Origin of the sequence: Streptomyces asiaticus (assembly GCF_018138715.1) — a bacterium.
GTDB classification, from domain to species: domain Bacteria; phylum Actinomycetota; class Actinomycetes; order Streptomycetales; family Streptomycetaceae; genus Streptomyces; species Streptomyces asiaticus.
Genome location: NZ_JAGSHX010000006.1, coordinates 4,676,794 through 4,700,315 on the forward strand (window position 1 = coordinate 4,676,794; position 23,522 = coordinate 4,700,315).

Annotated in this window: 19 protein-coding genes and 1 pseudogene; 16 read left to right on the forward strand and 4 right to left on the reverse strand. The window is 72.6% G+C overall.

Annotation, left to right across the window (positions count from 1 at the left end):
- Positions 1–594, forward strand: a complete 594-nt coding sequence (locus tag KHP12_RS27175; protein WP_086885330.1) for a TetR/AcrR family transcriptional regulator — start codon at positions 1–3, stop codon at positions 592–594.
- Between the two features lie 85 nt (positions 595–679).
- On the opposite strand, the gene KHP12_RS27180 is transcribed toward KHP12_RS27175, so the two are convergent.
- Positions 680–1,168, reverse strand: coding sequence for an Lrp/AsnC family transcriptional regulator (locus tag KHP12_RS27180; protein WP_037964444.1), 489 nt, complete (start codon positions 1,166–1,168; stop codon positions 680–682).
- A gap of 182 nt (positions 1,169–1,350) precedes the next feature.
- Here KHP12_RS27180 and pdhA (KHP12_RS27185) point away from each other — a divergent pair, with 182 nt between their 5' ends.
- The 9 genes and pseudogenes from pdhA (KHP12_RS27185) to KHP12_RS27225 all read left to right on the forward strand — a co-directional run bounded on the left by pdhA (KHP12_RS27185) (position 1,351) and on the right by KHP12_RS27225 (position 11,440).
- Positions 1,351–2,493, forward strand: a complete 1,143-nt coding sequence (pdhA, locus tag KHP12_RS27185; RefSeq protein ID WP_211833857.1) for a pyruvate dehydrogenase (acetyl-transferring) E1 component subunit alpha — start codon at positions 1,351–1,353, stop codon at positions 2,491–2,493.
- The gene (locus KHP12_RS27190) at positions 2,493–3,542 is read left to right on the forward strand and encodes an alpha-ketoacid dehydrogenase subunit beta (protein WP_086885332.1); all 1,050 of its coding nucleotides are present in this window, start codon (positions 2,493–2,495) and stop codon (positions 3,540–3,542) included. The genes pdhA (KHP12_RS27185) and KHP12_RS27190 overlap by 1 nt, the downstream gene beginning before the upstream one ends.
- Positions 3,542–5,011: a dihydrolipoamide acetyltransferase family protein gene (locus KHP12_RS27195; RefSeq protein ID WP_210609548.1), complete on the forward strand. Its 1,470-nt coding sequence runs from the start codon at positions 3,542–3,544 to the stop codon at positions 5,009–5,011. Before KHP12_RS27190 ends, KHP12_RS27195 begins: the two co-directional genes overlap by 1 nt.
- Before the next feature lie 29 nt (positions 5,012–5,040).
- Positions 5,041–5,868: an NTP transferase domain-containing protein gene (locus KHP12_RS27200; RefSeq protein WP_308289511.1), complete on the forward strand. Its 828-nt coding sequence runs from the start codon at positions 5,041–5,043 to the stop codon at positions 5,866–5,868.
- Between the two features lie 341 nt (positions 5,869–6,209).
- Positions 6,210–7,730: pseudogene (locus tag KHP12_RS51350) on the forward strand (molybdopterin molybdotransferase MoeA); the annotation flags it as partial.
- A 323-nt stretch (positions 7,731–8,053) separates the two neighbouring features.
- Positions 8,054–9,109, forward strand: coding sequence for a potassium channel family protein (locus tag KHP12_RS27210; protein WP_086886332.1), 1,056 nt, complete (start codon positions 8,054–8,056; stop codon positions 9,107–9,109).
- Between the two features lie 10 nt (positions 9,110–9,119).
- The gene (locus tag KHP12_RS27215) at positions 9,120–10,097 is read left to right on the forward strand and encodes an NAD(P)H-quinone oxidoreductase (protein WP_086886331.1); all 978 of its coding nucleotides are present in this window, start codon (positions 9,120–9,122) and stop codon (positions 10,095–10,097) included.
- Positions 10,098–10,291: 194 nt separating this feature from the next.
- Positions 10,292–10,762, forward strand: a complete 471-nt coding sequence (locus tag KHP12_RS27220) for a hypothetical protein (protein ID WP_210609550.1) — start codon at positions 10,292–10,294, stop codon at positions 10,760–10,762.
- A 108-nt stretch (positions 10,763–10,870) separates the two neighbouring features.
- The gene (locus tag KHP12_RS27225) at positions 10,871–11,440 is read left to right on the forward strand and encodes a bacterial proteasome activator family protein (protein WP_037964424.1); all 570 of its coding nucleotides are present in this window, start codon (positions 10,871–10,873) and stop codon (positions 11,438–11,440) included.
- Between the two features lie 164 nt (positions 11,441–11,604).
- Here KHP12_RS27225 and KHP12_RS27230 read toward each other — a convergent pair whose 3' ends face one another.
- A complete protein-coding gene (locus tag KHP12_RS27230; RefSeq protein WP_086884930.1) occupies positions 11,605–13,272 on the reverse strand; it encodes a protein kinase domain-containing protein in 1,668 nt (555 codons plus the stop codon).
- Positions 13,273–13,584: 312 nt separating this feature from the next.
- Between KHP12_RS27230 and KHP12_RS27235 the strand changes: the two genes are divergently transcribed.
- Entirely contained in the window at positions 13,585–15,171 is a 1,587-nt protein-coding gene (locus KHP12_RS27235; RefSeq protein ID WP_086884931.1) for a protein kinase domain-containing protein, read from the forward strand.
- 65 nt (positions 15,172–15,236) lie between these two features.
- On the opposite strand, the gene KHP12_RS27240 is transcribed toward KHP12_RS27235, so the two are convergent.
- Entirely contained in the window at positions 15,237–16,277 is a 1,041-nt protein-coding gene (locus KHP12_RS27240) for a phosphotransferase (protein ID WP_086884932.1), read from the reverse strand.
- 536 nt (positions 16,278–16,813) lie between these two features.
- Entirely contained in the window at positions 16,814–17,482 is a 669-nt protein-coding gene (locus KHP12_RS27245) for a response regulator (RefSeq protein WP_037964414.1), read from the reverse strand.
- Between the two features lie 322 nt (positions 17,483–17,804).
- On the opposite strand from KHP12_RS27245, the gene pdhA (KHP12_RS27250) reads away from it, so the two are divergent.
- From pdhA (KHP12_RS27250) to KHP12_RS27270, 5 genes are all read left to right on the forward strand, one after another.
- Positions 17,805–18,971, forward strand: coding sequence for a pyruvate dehydrogenase (acetyl-transferring) E1 component subunit alpha (pdhA, locus tag KHP12_RS27250; RefSeq protein ID WP_086884933.1), 1,167 nt, complete (start codon positions 17,805–17,807; stop codon positions 18,969–18,971).
- A gap of 1 nt (position 18,972) precedes the next feature.
- Positions 18,973–19,953 (forward strand): alpha-ketoacid dehydrogenase subunit beta, encoded by a 981-nt coding sequence (locus tag KHP12_RS27255; RefSeq protein WP_037964409.1) that lies wholly within the window; start codon positions 18,973–18,975, stop codon positions 19,951–19,953.
- A 22-nt stretch (positions 19,954–19,975) separates the two neighbouring features.
- The gene (locus KHP12_RS27260; RefSeq protein ID WP_210609552.1) at positions 19,976–21,436 is read left to right on the forward strand and encodes a dihydrolipoamide acetyltransferase family protein; all 1,461 of its coding nucleotides are present in this window, start codon (positions 19,976–19,978) and stop codon (positions 21,434–21,436) included.
- A 114-nt stretch (positions 21,437–21,550) separates the two neighbouring features.
- Complete coding sequence (locus tag KHP12_RS27265) at positions 21,551–22,210, forward strand: GntR family transcriptional regulator (protein ID WP_037961894.1); 660 nt, start codon at positions 21,551–21,553, stop codon at positions 22,208–22,210.
- On the forward strand, positions 22,207–23,502 hold the full coding sequence (locus tag KHP12_RS27270) for an MFS transporter (protein ID WP_086883369.1): 1,296 nt from the start codon (positions 22,207–22,209) through the stop codon (positions 23,500–23,502). The genes KHP12_RS27265 and KHP12_RS27270 overlap by 4 nt, the downstream gene beginning before the upstream one ends.
- Positions 23,503–23,522: the final 20 nt, after the last annotated feature.

Below are 23,522 nucleotides of genomic sequence, written 5' to 3' on the forward strand. Positions count from 1 at the left end.
ATGACCATGGCCAAGCGCGACACCTACACGCCCGAATCGCTGCTCGCGGTCGCCGTGGAGGTGTTCAACGAGCGCGGCTACGACGGCACCTCCATGGAGCACCTGTCCCGGGCCGCCGGGATCTCCAAGTCCTCCATCTACCACCATGTGAAGGGCAAGGAGGAGCTGCTCAGGCTGGCCATAAGCCGGGCCCTGGACGGGCTGTTCGGCATCCTCCAGGAGCCCGCCGCACGCGAGGGCCGGGCGATCGAGCGGCTGGAGCACGTGGCCCGGCGCACCGCCGAGGTGCTGATGGAGGAGCTGCCCTACGTCACGCTGCTGCTGCGCGTCCGCGGCAACACGGACACCGAGCGGTGGGCCATGGAGCGGCGCCGGGAGTTCGACCACCAGGTGGCCGAGCTGCTCAAGCAGGCCGCGGCCGACGGCGACCTGCGGTCCGACGTGGACGCCCGGCTGGCGACCCGGCTGCTCTTCGGCATGATCAACTCCATTGTGGAGTGGTACCGGCCGGGCCGCGGCGGGGCCGCTACCTCCCATGAGGTGGCCGAGGCCGTGATCCGTACGGCCTTCGCGGGCCTCCGCACCCAGACCTGACGCGCGACGCCCGCGGGGCGGTACGCCCGCGCCCGGTCCGGGCGCGCCACACCCGCGCCCGGACCCGTCCACGGCCCTGGCCCCGCTACGGCTCCGAGTCCAGGTCCGTCTCCTCGAAGACCAGCAGGGTCCGGGTGCTCAGCACCTCCGGTATGGCCTGGATCCGGGTGAGGACCAGTTCGCGCAGCGAGCGGTTGTCCTCGGTGTGCACCAGCAGCAGCACATCGAAGTCTCCGCTGACCAGGGCGATGTGGGCGGCCCCGGGGAGCTGCCGGAGCTCTTCGCGCACGGTGCGCCAGGAGTTCTGGACGATCTTCAGCGTGATGTACGCGGACGCGCCCTGTCCGGCCCGCTCCTGGTCCACCCGGGCGGTGAAGCCGCGGATCACTCCGTCGTCGATCAGGCGGTTGATCCGGGCGTAGGCGTTGGCGCGGGAGACGTGCACCTGCTCGGCCACGGAGCGTATGGAGGCGCGGCCGTCCATTTGGAGCAGACGCAGGATGTCGCGGTCGATGGAGTCCAGCGGGCGCGCCGGGGGTTTGCCGTCCGGATTGGCCATCTGTTCGCCCGGCATATCGTCCCGCCTCCCCTTCATGGACGTCCTGTCTTCATCTCAGGGGTCGCAGAACCGTTTGTCCACAGGCTTGGGTCGCCTGTAGCCAAAATGCGTCAACGACCGAACAATCGGTAGGGGAGGGCGATGCCGCCCGGCACGCCCCGCCCTCCCGCCGTACGCCACGCCCAGGAGGTCGCGTCATGACGGTCCTTGAGCAGCCCGGTGCCTACCGGCCCACTCCCCCGCCCGGCTGGCAGCCCCGCGTCGACGCCGCGCCGCTGCTGCCCGACGCGGAGCCGTACCGCCTGCTGGGCACCGCCGCTGCCGCCGACATCTCCCCCGATCTGCTGATCCGGCTCCACCGCGAGCTGGTGCGCGGCCGCCGGTACAACACGCAGGCCACCGCCCTCACCCGGCAGGGCCGGCTGGCCGTCTACCCCTCCTCCACCGGGCAGGAAGCCTGCCAGGTCGCGGCCGGGCTGGTGCTGGAGGACCGCGACTGGCTCTTCCCCAGCTACCGCGACACCCTGGCCGCCGTGGTCCGCGGGCTCGACCCCGTCGACGCCCTGACCCTGCTGCGCGGCGACTGGCACTCCGGGTACGACCCCCACACCCACCGCGTCGCCCCGCTGTGCACCCCGCTGGCCACCCAGCTGCCGCACGCCGTCGGCCTCGCCCACGCCGCCCGCCTCAAGGGCGACGATGTGGTGGCCCTCGCGCTGGTCGGCGACGGCGGCACCAGCGAGGGCGACTTCCACGAGGCCCTCAACTTCGCGGCCGTATGGCACGCCCCGGTCGTCTTCCTCGTCCAGAACAACGGCTTCGCGATCTCCGTCCCGCTCGCCAAGCAGACCGCCGCGCCCTCCCTCGCCCACAAGGCGGTGGGATACGGGATGCCCGGCCGGCTCGTCGACGGCAATGACGCGGCCGCCGTCCACGAGGTCCTGGCGGAGGCGGTGCGCCGGGCCCGCGCCGGAGGCGGCCCCACCCTGGTGGAGGCGGTCACCTACCGCATCGAGGCGCACACCAACGCCGACGACGCCACCCGCTACCGCCCCGACTCCGAGGTCGAGGCATGGCGTGCCCACGATCCGATAGCGCTCCTGGAGGAGGCCATGCGGGACCGCCACCTGCTGGACGACGAGGGGGACCGGGCCGCGCGGGAGTCCGCGGAGCGGCTCGCCGCCGATCTGCGGACGCGGATGCACCAGGACCCGGTCCTCGACCCCATGGCGCTCTTCGAGCACGTCTACGCCGACCGGACCAGCCAGCTGCGCGAGCAGGCGGCCCAGCTGCGCGCCGAGCTCGACGCCGAGGCCGCGGACGCCGGGAAGGGGGAGTGATGACCACCGCCGTCGGGACCGACACCGCCCGTAAGCCCGCCACCATGGCCCAGGCCCTCGGCCGCGCGCTGCGCGACGCCATGGCCGCCGACCCGTCCGTCCATGTCCTCGGCGAGGACGTGGGCACCCTGGGCGGCGTCTTCCGGATCACCGACGGGCTCGCCGAGGAGTTCGGCGAGGACCGCTGCACGGACACGCCGCTGGCCGAGGCGGGGATCCTCGGCACCGCCGTGGGCATGGCGATGTACGGGCTGCGGCCGGTGGTCGAGATGCAGTTCGACGCCTTCGCCTATCCGTCCTTCGAGCAGCTCATCAGCCATGTCTCGCGGATGCGCAACCGCACCCGGGGCGCGATGCCCATGCCGATCACCGTGCGGGTCCCCTACGGGGGCGGCATCGGCGGCGTCGAGCACCACAGCGACTCCTCCGAGATCTACTACATGGCCACCCCCGGCCTCCAAGTCGTCGCCCCCGCGACCGTCGCCGACGCCTATGGGTTGCTGCGCGCCGCCATCGCCTCCGACGACCCCGTGATCTTCCTGGAGCCCAAGCGGCTGTACTGGTCCAAGGCCGACTGGTCGGCCGACGCCCCCGAGCAGGTGCCGCCCATCGGGCGTGCGGTGGTGCGCGGGCCCGGCAGCGGCGGCGGGCGCAGCGCCACCTTGATCTCCTACGGCCCCTCCGTGCCGGTGTGCCTCGAAGCCGCCGAGGCGGCCCGGGCCGAGGGCTGGGATCTTGAGGTCGTCGATCTGCGCTCGCTCGTCCCCTTCGACGACGAGACGGTGTGCGCCTCCGTGCGCCGCACCGGCCGCGCGGTCGTCGTCCATGAGTCCACGGGCTTCGGCGGGCCCGGCGGGGAGATCGCCGCCCGGGTCACCGAGCGCTGCTTCCACCATCTGGAGGCGCCCGTGCTGCGGGTCGCCGGATTCGACATCCCCTACCCGCCGCCGATGCTGGAGCGGCACCATCTGCCCGGGGTGGACCGGGTGCTGGACGCCGTCGCCCGGCTCCAGTGGGAGTCGGAGTGGACCGAGGGGAGCGCGGTCTGATGGCTGTCGTAAGGGAGTTCACCCTGCCCGATCTGGGCGAGGGGCTGACCGGCGCCGAGATCGTGCGCTGGCTGGTCCAGGTCGGCGAGGTGGTCGCGGTCGACCAGCCGGTGGTCGAGGTCGAGACGGCCAAGGCGATGGTGGACGTGCCGTGCCCCTACGGCGGTGTGGTGACGGCCCGTTACGGCGAGGAGGGCGCGGAGGTGCCGGTCGGGGCGGCGCTGATCACGGTCGCCGTGCCGGAGGGCTCGGACGACGGATCCGGTCCGCCGGTCGCCGAGAGCGCGATCGACGGCACGTCGGGCAATGTGCTGGTCGGCTATGGCACGGCCGGTCCCGCCGCGCGGCGCCGCCGGGTTCGGCCCTCCCCCGGGCCGCTGCGCGAGATGCCCACGGCCCCTGGCGGACCGTTGCCCGAGACGGCGGCGGCCCCCGCCCCACTCCCGCGCGAGACGGCGGCGGCCCCCGCCGCGCCCGTACGCGAGACGGCGGCGGCCCCCGTCAGGCCGGTGGGCGAGACGGTGACGGCTCCCGCAGGGCCCCTTCCGGTGATCTCGCCCCTGGTACGGCGGCTGGCCCGGGAGCACGATGTCGATCTGCGGCAGCTCAGGGGCTCGGGCCCCGAGGGACTGATTCTGCGGGCGGACGTCGAGCGCGCGGTCGCGGGCACGGCGCCCGCCCCTGCCACTCCTGCACCCGCCACTCCTGCACCCGCCGCCCCCGCCCCCGCCGCTCCCGCACCCGTAGCGCCAGCGCCCGCCTCCGCAGGCCGCGCCCCGGAGGGGGAGCGGGTTCCGCTGCGGGGGGTGCGGGGCGCTGTGGCCGACAAGCTCGCGCGCAGCCGGCGCGAGATCCCCGACGCGACCTGCTGGGTGGACGCCGACGCGACCGAACTGCTCGCCGCCCGTGCGGCGATGAACGCCGCGGGCGAGGCCAAGGTCTCCGTGCTCGCCCTCCTGGCCCGTATCTGCACGGCGGCCCTCGCGCGCTTCCCCGAGCTCAACGCCACGGTGGACATGGAGGGCCGGGAGATCATCCGGCTCCCCGGCGTCCACCTCGGCTTCGCGGCCCAGACGGACCGGGGTCTGGTGGTCCCGGTGGTGCGTGACGCCCACACGCGGACCATAGAGGGGCTCTCCGAGGAGATCGCCCGGCTGACCGAGGCCGCGCGGACCGGGACCCTCGCCCCCGCGCAGCTCACCGGCTCCACCTTCACCCTGAACAACTACGGGGTGTTCGGGGTCGACGGCTCGACGCCGATCATCAACCACCCCGAGGCGGCGATGCTCGGGGTCGGGCGGATCGCCCCGAAGCCCTGGGTGCACCAGGGTGAGCTGGCGGTGCGCCAGGTGGTGCAGCTGTCGTTCACCTTCGACCACCGGGTGTGCGACGGGGGCACCGCCGGCGGATTCCTGCGGTTCGTGGCCGACTGCGTGGAGCAGCCCATGGTGTTGCTGCGGCGGCTGTAGCGGATGCCCGGCGGCGCCATACTCATGGGGTGACTCCAGGTGCGTATGACGCAGTGATCCTGGCCGGGGGCGCCGCTCGGCGGCTCGGTGGGGTGGACAAGCCCGCGCTGCGGGTGGGCGGGCGAGCCCTGCTCGACCGGGTGCTGGACGCATGCCGCGGCGCCGGGCGGACCGTCGTCGTCGGCCCGCGCAGACCCACGGCGCGGCCGGTGCGGTGGGCCCGGGAGGAGCCCCCCGGCGGCGGTCCGGTCGCGGCCGTCGACGCGGGCGTCCGGCAGACCACGGCTCCGGTCGTCCTCGTCCTCTCCGCCGATCTGCCCTTCCTCACCCACGAGACCGTCGAGACCCTCCTCACCGGTCTCCAGGGTGCCGAAGGGGCCGTGCTCATCGACCCCGACGGCCGTGAGCAGCCCCTTGTCGCCGCCTACCGCGCCGAGCCGCTGCGCCGCGAGATCGCCCTCCTCGCCACCGAACACGGCGGCCTCGGCGGGCTGCCCCTCCGCCTCCTCGTCTCCGAGCTGGCCCTGGCCCGCCTCCGGCACCCCACCGCGTCGTTCGACTGCGACACCTGGGAAGACATCACCACGGCTCGAGCGCGCATCAGGGAGCATGGACACGTGTTGGACGAATGGATTGCCGCAGTCAAGGCCGAACTCGGGATCGACCTGGATGTCGACACCGCGGCCCTACTCGATCTTGCCCGTGACGCCGCACATGGCGTCGCCCGGCCCGCCGCCCCCCTGACCACCTTTCTCGTCGGCTACGCCGCGGCCCAGAAGGGCGGTGGCCCGGAGGCGCTGGCCGACGCCACCGAGAAGGCCGTGGCGCTGGCGGCGCGTTGGGCCGAGGAGCAGTGACACCTCGCCACCCCCGGGACGGGGACCCGCTCGACCGCGAGGTCGACGAGGCGCTGGCGCTGGCCAATGAATCGCCGCCGCGGGGCCCGGAGCCGCCCGGAACGGAACCGGACGAGGACTGGGCCGACGCCGCGCTCAGCCTGGCCAATGGCCGCCCGGCCCAACCCACCCGGGAGCGAGGCCCCGGCGAGCCCGACGGCCCCCGCGAGCCCGGCCAGCCCGACGGCCCCCGCGAGCCCGGCGAGACCGACGGCACCGGCCACACGGACGACATCGACGCCATCGCCGGCACCGGCACCGACGCCCCGGCCCGGACGGACTGGGTCGAGACCGCGCTCGACCTGGCACGGGAAGCAGCGGGAGAGCCAGCGGCGGTCCTGGATGCCCAAGGTCACGTACGCCGAAGGCCAGAGGTGTATTCGAGGAGCCGGTCTTCGGGTAGTCCGACGTCGGAGGGCACTGGCGCCAAAGGCACACGGTCCAGGGCCCCCGCCCATCAGGCCCCGACCCCGCACCCGAAACGCACCCCCGGCGCATCCACACCCCACCCGCATCCCTCCATGAACGCACCGCACCGCAGCCCCACCTCCTGGCCCGACGCCCGCGCCATCGCCGCCCGCGCCGCCGTCAAGGAGGCCGCCCACACCGCCCCGGTGATGCGGCCGCTGACCGAGGCGCTCGGCCAGGTCCTGGCCGCGCCGCTCGCCGCGCTCACCGATCTGCCGCCCTTCGACACCTCCGCCATGGACGGGTGGGCGCTCTCGGGCCCCGGCCCCTGGCGGCTGCCGACGGGTACCAAGGACCAGGACCACCCCGGCATCCTCGCCGGACACGGTGAGACGGCCCCCCTCCCCGACGGCCATGCGGTCCGCATCGCCACCGGCGCCCGCGTCCCGCCCGGTGCCACCGCGGTACTGCGCAGCGAGTACGGCACCGACGCGGGCGATGGCTGGCTGCACGCGTCCCCCGCCCACCCCGTCGTCCTCGGCCAGGACATCCGCACCCGCGGCCAGGAGTGCCGCAGTGGCGATCAGCTGCTGCCCGCCGGGACCCTGGTCACCCCCGCCGTCCTGGGCCTGGCCGCCGCGGCCGGGTACGACGAGCTGCCGACGGTGCGCAGGCCGCGCGTCGAGGTGCTGGTCCTCGGTGATGAGCTGCTCACCGAAGGGCTGCCGCACGACGGCCGGATCCGGGACGCGCTGGGGCCGATGGTCGGGCCGTGGCTGCGGGCGCTCGGCGCCGAGGTCATGGGCACCCGGCGGCTGACCGACGAGGCGGACGTGGTCCACGCGGCGGTGGCGGAGTCGACCGCCGACGTCGTCGTGACGACCGGGGGCACGGCCGCGGGCCCCTTGGACCATGTCCACCCCACCCTGCGCCGCCTGGGCGCCGAACTGCTGGTGGACGGCGTGGCGGTGCGCCCCGGCCACCCGATGCTGCTGGCCCGCCTCGCCCGCGAAAGCCCCATAAAAGAAAGCCCCGCAAACCAGGGAAATCCCGGAAACACCGAACCCCCTGAACGCCCAGCCCGCCTCGCTCGCCATCTGGTGGGGCTCCCGGGCAATCCGCTCGCGGCGGTGTCCGGTCTGCTGACCCTCGCGGAGCCGCTGCTGCGGACGATGACGGGCCGCCCGGCCCCGGACCCCGGCCCGGCCCCGCTGGCCGAGGCCGTGCAGGGGCATCCGCGGGACACCCGGCTGGTCCCCGTGACCTTCCGGCAGGACGCGGCGGTGCCGCTGCGCTTCAACGGCCCGGCGATGCTGCGCGGCATCGCGGCGGCCGACGGCCTCGCCGTGATCCCGCCCGGCGGGGCGAAGCGCGGCACGGAGGTCGACGTACTGGATCTCCCTTGGTCGGCGAGCGCGGCAGAGCAGCCGAGCCACACGGAGCAGGCGCGCCAGCGCACCGACCAATCGCCCCAGCGCCCAGCCCAAGCGCCCCAGCGCACCGACCAGGCGCCCCAGCGCCCAGCCCAAGCGCCCCAGCGCACCGACCAGGCGCCCCAACGCCCAGCCCAAGCACCCCAGCGCACCGACCAGGCGCCCCAACGCCCAGCCCAAGCACCCCAGCGCACCGACCAGGCGCCCCAACGCCCAGCCCGAGCAAGCCAGCGCACCGACCAAGCGCCCCAGCGCACCGCCCAGGCGACCGACGGCGAGGACATATCCCCCCAGGAGGGCCCGGCGTGAAGCTGCCCAGCCATGACGCGGCCGCCCGCACCCCCGGGGACGGCGGCCACCGCGTCCATCTGCCCCACTTCCCCGCGGGCCCGCTGCGCCAGGTCGCCCGCCGGTTGTTGCTGGCGTTGCTGGTGCTGGTGCTGACGGTGGCCATCGTGTACATCGACCGGGCCGGCTACCACGACAACGCCGACGAGCGGGTCGACTTCCTCGACTCCGTCTACTACTCGACCGTCACGCTGTCCACGACCGGATACGGCGACATCGTGCCGTACAGCGACAGTGCGCGGCTCAGTAACATCCTGCTGGTCACGCCGCTGCGCGTGCTCTTTCTGATCATCTTGGTCGGCACCACCCTGGAAGTCCTGGCCGAACGCACCCGCGAGCAGTACCGCCTGAACCGCTGGAGGTCAGCGTTGCGTGATCACACCGTCGTCGTGGGCTTCGGTACGAAGGGGCGGTCCGCGGTGGAGACCCTTTGCGCGACGGGGCTGCCCAAGAACCGGGTGGTCGTGGTGGACCCCAACCACAAGGTGATCGAGGCGGCCAACGCGGAGGGGTTCGCGGGGGTGGTCGGCGACGCGACCCGCAGCGATGTGCTGTTGCGGGCGGAGGCGCAGCGCGCCCGCCAGTTCGTGATCGCCACCCAGCGCGATGACACCGCCGTTCTGGTCACGCTGACGGCACGGCAGCTCAACCGGGGCGCCAACATCGTGGCGGCGGTGCGCGAGGAGGAGAACGCGCCGCTGCTGCGCCAGTCCGGGGCCGACGCGGTGATCACCAGCGCCAGCGCGGCGGGCCGTCTGCTGGGCATGAGCGTGCAGAGCCCGACGGCCGGTGCGGTGATCGAGGATCTGATCCAGCAGGGCACGGGCCTGGACCTGGTGGAGCGCACGGTGGTGAAGGCCGAGGTGGGCAAGTCGGTGCGGGACACGGAGGACCTCGTGGTGTCCGTGCTGCGCGGCCATCGCCTCCTCGCGTACGACGACCCCGACGCCAGCCCGCTGCGGGCGGCCGACCGCTTGATCACAATCGTTCGCGCGCCGATGGTCCAGGAGTAGCCTCGCGCTCATGCATGCGATCACGATTCCCGAACCCGGTGGCCCCGAAGCCCTGGTATGGGCGGAGGTCCCCGATCCCGTGCCCGGTGAGGGCGAGGTCCTGGTCGACGTGGCGGCCGCCGGCGTCAATCGCGCGGATGTGCTCCAGCGCCAGGGCCACTATCCGCCGCCGCCAGGAGCCCCGCCCTACCCCGGTCTGGAGTGCTCGGGCCGGATCTCGGCGCTCGGCCCCGGCGTCACCGGCTGGGCGGTGGGCGACGAGGTGTGTGCCCTGCTCGCGGGCGGTGGATACGCCGAGAAGGTGACGGTTCCCTCGGGCCAGCTGCTGCCCCTTCCCGAGGGCGTGGACCTGGTCACGGCCGCGGCGCTGCCCGAAGTGACCGCCACCGTCTGGTCCAACGTCTTCATGATCTCTCATCTCCGGCCGGGCGAGACGCTGTTGGCGCACGGCGGATCGAGCGGCATCGGCACCATGGCGATCCAGCTCGCGAAGGCGGTCGGGGCGCGGGTCGCGGTGACCGCGGGCGGTCCGGAGAAGCTGGCCGCCTGCCAGGAGCTCGGCGCCGACATCCTGATCGACTACCGCGAGCAGGACTTCGTCGAGGAGATCCGCCGGGCCACCGACGGCGCGGGCGCGGACGTCATCCTGGACATCGTCGGCGCGAAGTACCTGGCCCGGAATCTGGAGACGCTCGCGCTCAACGGACGGCTGGCGATCATCGGGCTCCAGGGCGGGGTGAAGGCCGAGCTGAACCTGGCCACCCTGCTGTCCAAGAGCGCCGCCGTGACGGCCACCGGGCTGCGGAGCCGCTCGCTGGCGCAGAAGTCGGCGATCATCGCGGCGGTACGGGAGCATGTCTGGCCGCTGATCGGCAGCGGCCGGGTCCGCCCGATCGTCCACAGCACCGTCCCGATGCGGGAGGCCCCGGAGGCCCACCGGCTGCTGGAGTCCAGCGCGCATGTGGGCAAGATCCTCCTGACGACCTGAGCGCACCGAAAACCTGGGTGCCACGGGTCCGTACGGCGGCGCCGCCCTTACGGTGCCGCCGCGATCCTTACGGCGGGCGCCGCGGCCGTGCGATCGCGCCGCGGTCCGTACGGCGGCGTTCAGGATGCCCGGTACCTACCCTCATGTGACGCTGATCCCGTTACGCAACGGTTTGGCACGGGAGGGTGACCACCGTGAACCCTGCGACGCTTCGCGCACTCCCCGCGGCGGCCCTGCTGGCGGGCACCGCCCTGGCCGCGGCCCCCGCCGCGTCCGCCACCCCCGCCGCCCCGGCCCCCGCCGACGACGGCGGCGGGCTGGCGGGCACCCGCGCGGGCGAGGGCCGTGCGCACCCCGGCCGCGCCGGGACGCCGACCCCCTCGTCGCCGGACGGGGACCCCTCCGCCGACACCGGGGACGACGAGGGCACCGGGCGGTTCTCGGTGGTGCCCGAGTGGACGCCGTCCTCCCTTGCCGTCCCGCAGCGGCCGCACCGGCACCAGGCGCGCGAATCGCTTCCGTCCGGACAGCCTTACGGTGCCCAGCGGACCGCCGCCGAACCCAGCGCGCGGGCGATGCGGGTACTGCCGCTGGGCACCGGTCTCGCGCTCACCGGTCTCGGCCTCGGCCTGGCGTTCTTCGGTCTGCGGCTGCGCCGTCGCTGACCACCGCCACTGATCTGATGGCCGCCGCTGACGGCCGTCGCTGGTGATCGCCACAGAATCCTCGACCCTCGCCCGTCGTACCGGGTGCCGGTGCGGAACAATGGGGGTATGAACCAGCCGATGAACGAACGAGCGCAGGAGAGCCCGCACGTCCTGGTCGTCGGTCCGGACGGCATGGCACTCGGCGGCGTCGCTCCTGCTTCCGGCGAGGGCGGTGGTGACGACGAGTCGCGCGAGGTTCCCGTGACGGACATGGTCGAACAGCCGGCGAAGGTCATGCGGATCGGCAGCATGATCAAGCAGCTGCTGGAGGAGGTCCGCGCCGCACCTCTGGACGAGGCCAGCCGGGTCCGGCTCAAGGAGATCCACTCCAGCTCGGTGAAGGAGTTGGAGGACGGGCTGGCGCCCGAGCTGATCGGGGAGCTGGAGCGGCTGTCGCTGCCCTTCACGGACGAGGCGGTGCCCACCGAGGCGGAACTGCGCATCGCCCAGGCTCAGTTGGTCGGCTGGCTGGAGGGGCTGTTCCACGGCATCCAGACCACCCTGTTCGCCCAGCAGATGGCGGCGCGCGCCCAGCTGGAGCAGATGCGCCGGGCGCTGCCGCCGGGGATCGGCGGGGGCGAGGAGGACGAGGACCTGCCCAAGCCGGGCGGCGCCCGCTCGGGGCCGTACCTCTGAGCCGCTGAGCCGCTCCCCGAGCACATGCGCCGGACACAACGACCGGACACGCACCGGACCGGACACGCACCGGACCGGACACAACGAAACGGCGCCGCGGGCCTCACCTTCCGATGAGGCCCGCGGCGTCGTCGTGTGTCGGCAGCGGGTGGGAGCCGCCGCCCCTACTCCGGGTTGCCGGTGGAGACGGTCAGCTCGATGGTGTCCGTCTTGGGGTTGTACGGCTCGTAGTTCCGGTACGTGTAATTGAGGACGGTGCCCTTGCCCCACAGATTCTCGTCCTGGGGCACCACGCGGTACTTCCAGCCCGCGGCGCGGATGCACTTCTTCACCGAGTCGATGTAGAGGTTCTGGAAGTCGGGCACCGAGTACGTGCCCTTCTCCTCCGTGTCCTCGTACGCGTCGGTGCACTTCTTCGCGTCGATGGTCTTGGTCTTGTCGCCCATGCGGAAGCCCGCGGCGGTGTCGGAGGCCGACGGCGACGCCTTGCCGCCGTGACCGCCCCCCTTGCTCTCGTCCTTCTTGGAGCCGCCGCCGTCGCCGCTGAGCGCGATGACCAGGATCACGGCGACCACCGCGATCGCCGCGACGACGGCCGAGCCTATGATCACGCCCTTGTTGCCCCTGCCGCCCCCGCTGCCGGACGGCGTCGAGGGCGAGATGTTGTACGGCGGCGGGGTGCTGGGGCCCTGGTACGACGGCGTCGGGGTCTGATAGCCCGCCTGCCCCAGCGGTGTTGTGGACGGCGCCTGGCCGACCGGGGGCGGCGGGGTGGACGGGCCGAAGGCGCCGAACTGCCCGGGGGAGTGCTGCGGCTGGTACGGCGTCTGGACGCTGCCGGGGCCGGGCGCGGGCGTCTGCTGGTCGATCGGCGGGAAGACCGCCGAGCCGACCCCGGCGCCGCTGCGGGCCGGGGGGCCGCCGCTGATGATGATGGGGGAGGCGCCGGTCTGCCCGGTACGGGCGACTCGTGCGCATTCGTCGCGCATGGCCTCGGCGGTCGGGAAGCGCTCGTTCGGGTTCTTCTTCAGGGCGCGGGCGACCAGCGCGTCCACCGCCGGGGGAATGGACTGGTTGATCGAGGAGGGCGCGACCGGCTCCTCCTGGACGTGCGCGTACGCGATGGCCAGCGGCGAGTCCGCGTCGAAGGGCAGCCGACCGGTCAGCAGCTCGAAGAGCATGATGCCGACCGAGTACAGGTCGCTGCGGGCGTCCACGCCGCGGCCCAGCGCCTGCTCGGGCGAGAGGTACTGCGGGGTGCCGACGACCATGCCGGTCTGGGTCATGGAGGTGACCCCGGACTGCATGGCGCGGGCGATGCCGAAGTCCATGACTTTGACCACATTACGCTTGGTCATCATCACGTTACCTGGCTTGATGTCGCGGTGGACCAGCCCCATCTCGTGGCTGATTTCCAGCGCCGCCAGCACATCGCTGGTGATCTTCAGTGCCTTTTCGGTCGGCATCGCGCCGTATTGCCGGACATCGACGTCCAGAACCGAGCGCAGCGGGTGCCCCTCGACGTACTCCATGACGATGTACGGCATCAGCGAGCCGTCGATCGAGTCCTCGCCGGTGTCGAAGACCGAGACGATATTGGTGTGCGTGAGCTTCGCCACCGCCTGGGCCTCGCGACGGAACCGCTCGCGGAAGGACTGCTCGCGTCCCAGCTCGGTGTGGAGCGTCTTGATCGCGACCTGGCGGTCCAGCACGGTGTCATACGCCAGGTGAACGGAGGCCATACCACCCTCGCCCAGCAGGTCACGCAGCTGATACCGGCCGTTCGCCAGGGAGTGGCCTTGATACCTGCCCGATGCGCCGTACTGGCTCATTTCGTACTTCCCCCTTGGCGCACTCACTACTCTGACGCGCACGTTTCGACGCATTGATCTTGATGTTCTGGATATCGTGGCCAAGTCTGCCCCAGGCCACGGACACGTCAAGCCGCGTTGCCCGTTCCGTGACCGGATGCGCAAGAACCCGTCACGCGATTTGCATCGCTTCACCGTCAACAGGTTTGATGGCCGGTCCATCACCAACCGATACACGGCGCGAAGGCTGTAGCGTGCCTAGCGGGAACCGTACCGCCCGTGGGCGGGGCGATCTCGACCCCACCCCCACCGAGAACGAGACGGCGAGGACCGATGGCACAGACCCAGAGCGCCCAGGGGCCCTCCGAACCTGACGCCAGCGGGTCCGGAATGCCGGATACGCCCGAGGTGTGGGGCAATGGAGGACTTGTTGGCGATGGCCGATATCGGCTTACCAGTCGACTCGGCCGCGGCGGTATGGCGGAGGTGTTCGCCGCTGAGGACCTCCGGCTCGGCCGTACCGTCGCGGTGAAACTGCTCCGCGCCGACCTGGCCGAGGACCCGGTGTCCAAGGCCCGCTTCACCCGCGAGGCACAGTCCGTGGCCGGGCTGAACCACCACGCCGTGGTGGCGGTCTACGACTCCGGCGAGGACACCGTCGGCCAGAACACCGTGCCGTACATCGTCATGGAGCTGGTCGAGGGCCGGACCATCCGCGATCTGCTGCTCAACGCCGAGGCCCCGCCGCCGGACCAGGCGCTGATCATCGTTTCCGGGGTGCTGGAGGCGCTCGCCTACAGCCATCAGCACGGCATCGTGCACCGTGACATCAAGCCCGCCAACGTGATCATCACCCACAGTGGCGCGGTCAAGGTCATGGACTTCGGCATCGCCCGCGCCCTGCACGGCGCGCAGTCCACCATGACCCAGACCGGCATGGTCATGGGCACACCGCAGTACCTCTCGCCGGAGCAGGCCCTCGGCAAGGCCGTGGACCACCGCTCCGACCTCTACGCCACCGGCTGCCTGCTCTACGAGCTGCTGGCGCTGCGTCCGCCGTTCACCGGGGAGACCCCGCTGTCGGTGGTGTACCAGCACGTCCAGGACACCCCGGTGCCCCCGTCGGAGACCTCCGGCACCGTGCCGCCGGAGCTGGACGGCCTGGTCATGCGCTCCCTCGCCAAGGACCCGGACGACCGGTTCCAGAGCGCCGAGGAGATGCGCGGACTGGTCCAGTACGCGCTCCAGATGCTCCACGAGGCCGGCGGCCACACCGGCATGTGGAACACCGGCCCGGTCACCCAGCACCTGGGCGCCGCCACCCCCGCCATGGGCATGCCGGGCGTCGGGGCCACCACCGCGCTGCCGCACCCGGGCCACGGCGAGACCTCCCAGCAGCCGATCGTCACCGGCCCCGGTGGCGGGGGCGGCGGCTACCACGGCGGGTCCGGCCGCCGTAAGGGCCGCGGCAGGATGTGGCTGATCGCGGTGCTCGCGGTGATCGCGGTCGCGACGGGGGTCGCCTTCGCCCTCCAGATGGGCGACAAGGGCGGCGGGAAGGAGCCGGGCAAGCACCAGACGTCGGTCCCCCAGGAAAAGACGAAGAAGCCGACCGACAAGCCGACCGACAACTCGAACGACGAGACGGCCCCGAGCGGCGAGGACGCCACCTCCGGGCACACGGGCGGCGACTACACCCCGACCGCGAACCCGACGCCGACGTACCAGAACGACCCCACGGGCGAGCCGACGGGCCCGGAGACGGACCCGGGCACCGGCGAGCCGACCGGCGAGGAGACCACCCCCGGCGGCGATGAGGGGTCCACCCCGCCGACGGGCCCGGAGACCGACCCGGGCACCACCGAGCCCACCGGTGGCACGGCGGGCGCCACGGACGGCGGCGCCGGCGGCACCCCCTGACGGCCGGGAGGCGCCACGGCGTCCCCGTCACCCCCTGACGGCCGGGGCGCCCCGCGGCGCCCCCGTCACCCGCAGAAGGCGTCGCGGACCGCGTCGTACTCCCGGGTCCACCACACCACCAGCGCGGCGGCCGCCGGGAACTGCGGATCGGCGCGCCGGTCCCGGCGCTGGTAGCGCCAGCGCAGCATCCAGAAGTCGTTGAGCCGCTCCCACCACACCCGGTGCACGGCCGCGGCCATCTCGGAGGTCCCGGCCCCCGCCGCGCGGCGGTACGCCCGCGCGTAGGAGCGCACCTTGGTGAGCTCCAGGGTGCCGTCGGGCCGTACGAAGAAGATCGCGGCGGCCCGGACCGCCTCCTCGGCGCGCGGCTGCACCCCGAGCCGGTCCCAGTCGACGATGGCGGCCGGTTCCGTGTCGCGGTAGAGCAGGTTCAGCGGGTGGAAGTCGCCGTGTACCCAGCCGGCGACGGGGACCGCGTCCGCCTCCGGGCGGCGGTGGGCGTGCCGCTCCACCAGCGCCCGCCGCTCGACCAGCCGGTGCTCGGCGAGCTCGTCGAAGCTGTCGCGGTTCCGGCGCCCCCGGATCAGCGTGAGCAGCTCGTCGATGACGGCGAAGGTGTCCTCGGGGGCGGCGGCGGCCTCCACGGGCGGTCTGCGGTCACCCGTACGAGCCCGCATGACGCGCTCCAGACAGGTGTGGACGAGCCCGAGCAGCCCGCCAAGACGCCAGCACTGTGGGGCGGTCAGCTCACCGCCGTCGCGGTGTCGCCCGTCGATCCAGGGGTGTAACGCGTAGCAGCGGCCGCCGATGACGGCGACCGTACGGCCGTCGGCGTCCGGGACCGGCGGGGCGACGGGCACTCCGAGCGCCTCCAGCCGCTGGGTGACGCGGTGCTGGCGGGCGATGGCGGTGCGGTCGCCGTCGAGGTGGTGTTTGAGGAAGAACCGGCCGCGGGTGGTGGCGAGGCGGTAGCCCCGGTTGAGCAGCCCCTGGGTGAGCGGTTCGCAGGAGACGGCCTCACCGGCGGTGTCATAGCGGCGGAGCAGGGCGCTCAGGGTTTCCCCGTCGGGAGCGGCCTCGGCGGAGCGTACATGTGAGCGCGGCACCTGCCAGATGTTAGATCACCGGATGTCACCGCCACGGCCCGCGAGGACGACGCAGGGGCCCCGGGGCACGGCCGGTTGACCGGGACGGGGCTGATGCGTCTCGGGCTGCGTCGCCCACCCGGGGCTGGAGGGTGTCCGACGGGTCTTGGCGCCTGCGGCGGGCTGTTTCCCCTACCCGCCCCTTCCCACAACTGGGGCTCCGCCCCAGACCCCGTGCCGGGGCTCCGTCCCAGACCCCGGGGTCCAGGGCGAAGCTCCTGGTAACGCGGAGTGGCGCCGCCAGGCCCCGCCGCCCTGGCGCGCCGGCGTGCCAGGAGGAGTCGCGATATGCGGCTCCGCCGCGTGGTCCGCCGGACACCTCGTAGCGCTTCCGGGCCTGCGCCGCGCCTCCGCCAGGGGGTGGTGCTTCCGGGCCTCGTCGCCTACGCGAAGCGGCGCGGGGCGGTGTCGATGTGCGGCTCCGCCGCGCGGGCGCGACCAGCCACGACGGCGCCGCAGTCGGCCGACGACGCATCGCGACACTTCCAGCGCCAGCGCTACCGCTTCTGGGCCTGCGTCGCCTGCATCCGGGCGACGTACGCCGCCGCCTGCGAGCGGCGCTCCATGCCCAGCTTGGAGAGCAGGCTGGAGACATAGTTCTTGATCGTCTTCTCGGCGAGGTGCAGCCGCTCGCCGATCGCCCGATTGGTGAGCCCCTCCCCGATCAGCAGCAGGATCCGGCGCTCCTGCTCGGTGAGGGCGGCGAGCTGGTCGTCCGGTTGGGGGGCGGTCTGGCCGCGCAGCCGCTCCAGCACCCGGGCGGTGGCCACCGGGTCGAGCAGCGACCTGCCCGCGGCCACGTCCCGGACCGCGGCGAGCAGTTCGTCGCCGCGGATGTCCTTCAGGACATAGCCGGAGGCGCCCGCGATGATGGCGTCGAAGAGTGCCTCGTCGTCGGCGAAGGAGGTGAGCATCATGCAGCGGACGTTCTCGTACCGGGTGCGGATCTCCCGGCAGACCTCGACCCCGCTGCGGTCGGGCAGCCGGATGTCCAGGACGGCGACGTCCGGGCGGGCGGCCGGGATCCGCGCCAGCGCGTCGGCCGCGGTGCCCGCCTCGCCGACCACCTCCATGTCCGGCTCGCCCGCGAGCAGGTCTCGTACGCCGCGTCGGACGACTTCATGGTCGTCGACCAGGAAAATCCCTATTTTTCCTTCTTCGCGCACGGATCCAGTCTCACACACGAAGTCTTCCCGCGTCGTCGCCCAGCGGGATACCGTGCGCTTGTCCGGCGGCCTGCGGGGCTGTGACCAGTGGAAGTTTCCCCACTCGCGCGATTTACTTGGAAATCCAAGCAAAATTGCAGGTCAGGTGGGGTTTCGCAGACATGCGAAGCACTGGGTAACGTGCCTTGTGCAGGGCCAGCCGCCGGGAACCTGTCACGCCCGGTCATGCTCCGGCGCACCCACCCCGTGCGCCGTGGCGGGACGGGCGAGCCGCAACTGGCCGCCGGCGGATCCCGGAGGCCGGACAGACGGAGGAGCACACGTGACCGTGGAGAGCACTGCCGCGCGCAAGCCGCGCCGCAGCGGAGCCAAGCGCAGCACCACCGCGCGGGACACCAAGAAGCAGCCTGCGGGCCAGACCGAACTCGTACAGCTGCTGACCCCCGAGGGCGAGCGTGTCGAGCACCCCGATTACGCCATCGACCCCACCCCGGAGGAGCTGCGCGGTCTGTACCGGGACATGGTGCTGACACGGCGGTTCGACGCCGAGGCCACCACCCTCCAGCGCCAGGGCGAACTGGGCCTGTGGGCCTCGCTGCTCGGCCAGGAGGCGGCGCAGATCGGCTCCGGCCGGGCGCTGAACGACGCCGACTACGTCTTCCCCACCTACCGCGAGCACGGCGTGGCGTGGTGCCGGGGCGTCGACCCGACCAATCTGCTGGGGATGTTCCGTGGGGTGAACCACGGCGGCTGGGACCCGAACAGCAACAACTTCCACCTGTACACCATCGTGATCGGCTCGCAGACCCTGCACGCGACCGGCTACGCCATGGGCGTGGCCAAGGACGGCGCGGACGCCGCGGTCCTGGCCTACTTCGGGGACGGCGCCTCCAGCCAGGGCGATGTCGCCGAATCGTTCACCTTCTCCGCGGTCTACAACGCCCCGGTCGTCTTCTTCTGCCAGAACAACCAGTGGGCCATCTCCGAGCCCACCGAGAAGCAGACCCGGGTGCCGCTCTACCAGCGCGCCCAGGGCTTCGGCTTCCCCGGGGTGCGGGTGGACGGCAATGACGTGCTCGCCTGTCTGGCCGTCACCAAGGCCGCGCTGGAGCGGGCGCGCACCGGGCAGGGCCCGATGCTCATCGAGGCGTTCACCTACCGCATGGGCGCCCACACCACCTCCGACGACCCCACGCGCTACCGCTCCCCCGAGGAGCGGGAGCTGTGGGAGACCAAGGACCCGATCCTGCGGCTGCGCACCCTGCTGACCCGCGAGGGCCTGGCCGACGACGCGTACTTCGCCGACCTCGAGCGGGAGAGCGACGCGCTGGCCAAGCGGGTCCGGGACGCGGTACGGGCCATGCCCGACCCCGAGGACATGGCGATGTTCGAGCACATCTACGCCGACGGGCACGCGCTCGTCGACGAGGAGCGGGCGCAGTTCGCCGAGTACCAGGCTTCGTTCGTCACCGCTGAGGAAGGCATCTGACATGGCCGCCGAGAAGATGTCGCTCTCCAAGGCGATCAACGCGTCCCTGCGGACGGCCCTCGAGACCGACCCCAAGGTCCTGATCATGGGCGAGGACGTCGGCAAGCTGGGGGGCGTCTTCCGCGTCACCGACGGCCTCCAGAAGGACTTCGGCGAGGACCGGGTCATCGACACCCCGCTCGCCGAGTCCGGCATCGTGGGCACCGCGATCGGGCTCGCGCTGCGCGGCTACCGCCCGGTGGTGGAGATCCAGTTCGACGGTTTCGTCTTCCCCGCCTACGACCAGATCGTCACCCAGCTCGCCAAGATGCACGCACGCTCGCTCGGCAAGGTCAAGCTGCCGGTCGTCGTCCGGATTCCGTACGGCGGCGGCATCGGCGCGGTGGAGCACCACAGCGAGTCGCCGGAGGCGCTGTTCGCGCATGTGGCGGGGTTGAAGGTGGTCTCGCCGGCCAACGCCTCCGACGCCTACTGGATGCTCCAGCAGGCCATCGACAGCGATGACCCGGTGATCTACTTCGAGCCCAAGCGCCGCTACCACGACAAGTCCGAGGTGGACACCGCCGCGATCCCCGGGCCGCTGCACGCCGCCCGCGTGGTGCGGCCGGGGGCGGACCTGACGCTCGCGGCCTACGGCCCGATGGTGAAGGTCGCCCTGGACGCCGCCGCGGCCGCCGCCGAGGAGGGCAAGTCGATCGAGGTCCTGGACCTGCGGTCGATGTCGCCGATCGACTTCGACTCGATCCAGCGTTCCGTGGAGCGGACGGGGCGGCTGGTCGTCGTCCACGAGGCACCGGTATTCCTGGGTACCGGGTCGGAGATCGCCGCGCGCATCACCGAGAGGTGCTTCTATCACCTCCAGGCCCCGGTGCTGCGGGTCGGCGGCTTCCACTCGCCGTACCCGCCGTCACGGCTCGAGGACGAGTACCTTCCGGGGCTGGACCGGGTGCTCGACGCCGTAGACCGCGCGTTGGCGTACTGAAGGGCTTGAGGAGATCGTGACGATGACCGCAGTCGAACAGCGCTTCCGTGAGTTCAAGATGCCCGATGTGGGCGAGGGGCTGACCGAGGCCGAGATCCTCAAGTGGTTCGTGGCGCCGGGTGACACCGTGACCGACGGTCAGGTGGTGTGCGAGGTCGAGACCGCCAAGGCCGCCGTCGAGCTGCCCATCCCCTTCGACGGCGTGGTGCACGAGCTGCGCTTCGACGAGGGCGCCACCGTGGACGTGGGCACGCCGATCATCTCGGTGGACACCGACCCCGGAGCGGGGGAGGCGGCGCCCCAGGCCGCTCCCGCCGCCGAGGCCCCCGCCGCCGAGAAGCCGGCCGCCGAGTCCGAGGAGAAGGAGGGCCGCCAGGCCAATCTGGTCGGCTACGGGGCGGCGCCCGCCTCCACCAAGCGCCGTCCGCGCAAGCCGCTGCCCGGTGGGCTGCGGTCCGCGCCCGCCCCCTCCGCCGGGGCGCCCGCGCCCCAGGAGCCCGCGCCCGCGCCCGCGCGCCCCGAGGCCGCCCCCGCCGCTGCCCCTGCGCCCGCGCCCGCGCCCTCGCCCGAGCTGAACGGCAGCGGCCGGACCGCCCGGCCGCTGGCCAAGCCGCCGGTCCGCAAGCTGGCCAAGGACCTGGGCATCGACCTGGAGACGGTCACCCCGAGCGGGGCGGACGGGATCATCACCCGCGAGGACGTCCACGCGGCCGCCGAGGCCGTCCAGGCGGCCCGGGAGACGCCCGTGGCGGCCCCGTCCGCGGCCGTCACGGCCGTCCAGGGCCGGGAGCGCCGGGTGCCCGTGAAGGGCGTACGGAAGGCCACCGCGCAGGCGATGGTCCACAGCGCCTTCACCGCCCCTCACGTGACCGAGTTCGTGACGGTCGACGTGACCCGCACGATGAAGCTCGTGGCCGACCTCAAGCAGGACCCGGAGCTGTCCGGACTGCGGGTCAACCCGCTGCTGCTGGTCGCCAAGGCCCTGCTGGTGGCCATCCGGCGCAACCCGGACATCAACGCCACCTGGGACGAGGACAACCAGGAGATCGTCTACAAGGACTACGTCAATCTGGGCATCGCGGCGGCGACGCCGCGCGGGCTGATCGTCCCCAACATCAAGGACGCCGGCGCCAAGACCCTGCCCGAACTGGCGTCCGCCCTGGGTGAGCTGGTCACCACCGCCCGTGAGGGCAAGACCACCCCGGCGGCGATGTCCGGCGGCACGATCACCATCACCAACGTCGGCGTCTTCGGCATCGACGCGGGCACCCCGATCATCAACCCCGGGGAGTCCGCGATCCTCGCCTTCGGCGCGGTCAAGCTCCAGCCGTGGGTCCACAAGGGCGAGGTCAAGCCGCGCCAGGTGACCACGCTGGCGCTCTCCTTCGACCACCGGCTGGTCGACGGCGAGCTGGGCTCCAAGGTGCTCGCGGACGTCGCGGCCGTCCTGGAGCGCCCCAAGCGCCTGATCACATGGGCCTGATTTATCCGAGGCTCGGTTAGGCAGAACTCAGCGCCCGAAGCGATAGGTGTCCCCCGTCCGCATCGCGGACGGGGGATGAGCGCGCATGCATCTTGTATCTATGATGTGCGCATCATGAGTCCCGCCGATACGGCCACCAAGCCGCCCCCCGCCGCCGAACGCGTCTACCACCACGTCAAACAAGCCGTCCTCGACCGCCGCTACGAGGGCGGCACACTGCTGAGTGAGGGTGAACTCGCGGACGCCGTCGGGGTCTCCCGCACCCCCGTCCGGGAAGCGCTGCTGCGCCTGGAGGCCGAGGGGCTCCTCAAGCTCTATCCGAAGAAGGGCGCCCTGGTGCTGCCCGTCTCCTCCCAGGAGATCGCGGACGTGGTCGAGACCCGGCTGCTGGTGGAGCAGCACGCGGTCGCCAAGGTCGTCCCGGCCGGTGGGCGGCTGCTGGCGCGGCTCGAGGAGCTGCTGGAGGAGCAGCGGGTGCACGCCGCGGCCGGGGACCTGGCCGCCTTCGCCGCCGCCGACCGCTGCTTCCACGCGGCGATCGTCCGGGCGGCGGGAAACGCCATCCTGGCGCAGCTGTACGACCAGCTGAGGGACCGCCAGCTGCGGATGGGCGTGGCCACCATGCACGCCGAGCCCGACCGCATCGCCAAGAACATCACCGAGCACACGGAGATCCTCCAGGCCCTGCGCGCCGGGGACGCCGGTTTCGCGTCCGGTCTTGTGCAGCGCCACATCAGCTGGGTGAACAACCTCGCCCGGGGTGAGGCGCGATGACCTCGGCCCAGTTGCCCGGTGATCCACCCGGCGGACGTCGTGCCGTCGCCGTATGGGGCCTGGGCGTCGCCGTCTACTTCGTCGCCATCACCTATCGCACCAGCCTCGGCGTCGCCGGTATCGACGCCGCCGAGCGCTTCCACATCAACGCCTCGGCGCTGTCGACCTTCTCCATCCTCCAGGTGCTGGTCTACGCCGGGATGCAGATACCGGTCGGGCTCCTGGTCGACCGTCTCGGCACCCGTAAGGTGCTCATGCTCGGCGTGGTGCTCTTCACCCTGGGGCAGTTCGGCTTCGCGCTCTCCCACTCGTACCCGATGGCGCTGGGCTCCCGGGCGCTGCTCGGCTGCGGTGACGCGATGACCTTCATCAGCGTGCTGCGGCTCGGCTCGCGCTGGTTCCCGGCCCGCCGGGGGCCGATGATCGCCCAGGTCGCCGCGCTCTTCGGCATGGCGGGCAACCTGGTCTCCACGCTGGTGATCGCCCGGGCGCTGCACAGCGCCGGCTGGACCACGACCTTCGCGGGCAGCGCGCTCGGCGGGGTGGCCATCCTCGTCCTGGTGCTGCTCTTCCTCAAGGACCACCCGAAGGGCTTCGAGCCCGCGCCCGCCTCCCATATGGGCGCCGACTACGTCCGCCGGCAGATCGCGGACGCCTGGCGCGAGCCCGGCACCCGGCTGGGCATGTGGGTCCACTTCACCACCCAGTTCCCGGCGATGGTGTTCCTGCTGCTGTGGGGGATGCCGTTCCTGGTCGAGGCCGAGGGGCTGTCCCGGGCGACCGCGGGTCAGCTGCTGACCCTCATCGTGCTGTCCAATATGGCGGTCGGCCTGGTCTACGGCCAGGTCATCGCCCGGCACCACGCCGCCCGCGCCCCGCTGGCCCTCGGCACGGTCGGCGCCACCGCGCTGCTGTGGGGCACCGTGCTGCTCTGGCCGTCCGCCCATGCGCCCATGTGGCTGCTGATCGTCCTGTGTGTGGTGCTCGGCGCCTGCGGGCCCGCATCGATGATCGGCTTCGACTTCGCCCGGCCCGCCAATCCGCCCGAGCGGACCGGCACCGCCTCGGGAATCGTCAACATGGGCGGCTTCACGGCCTCGATGACCACTCTGCTGGCCGTCGGCGTCCTGCTGGACCTGACCGGCGAGAACTTCCGGATCGCGTTCGCCTCGGTGTTCGTGCTCCAGGCGCTCGGCGTCGCCCAGATCCTGCGGCTGCGCGGCCGGGCGCACCGCCGGGAGCGCGAGCGTGTGGTCGCGAGCCGCGTCGAGGCGGTGCACGTACCGGCGTGACGCCGTGGCCCTCCGAGCCC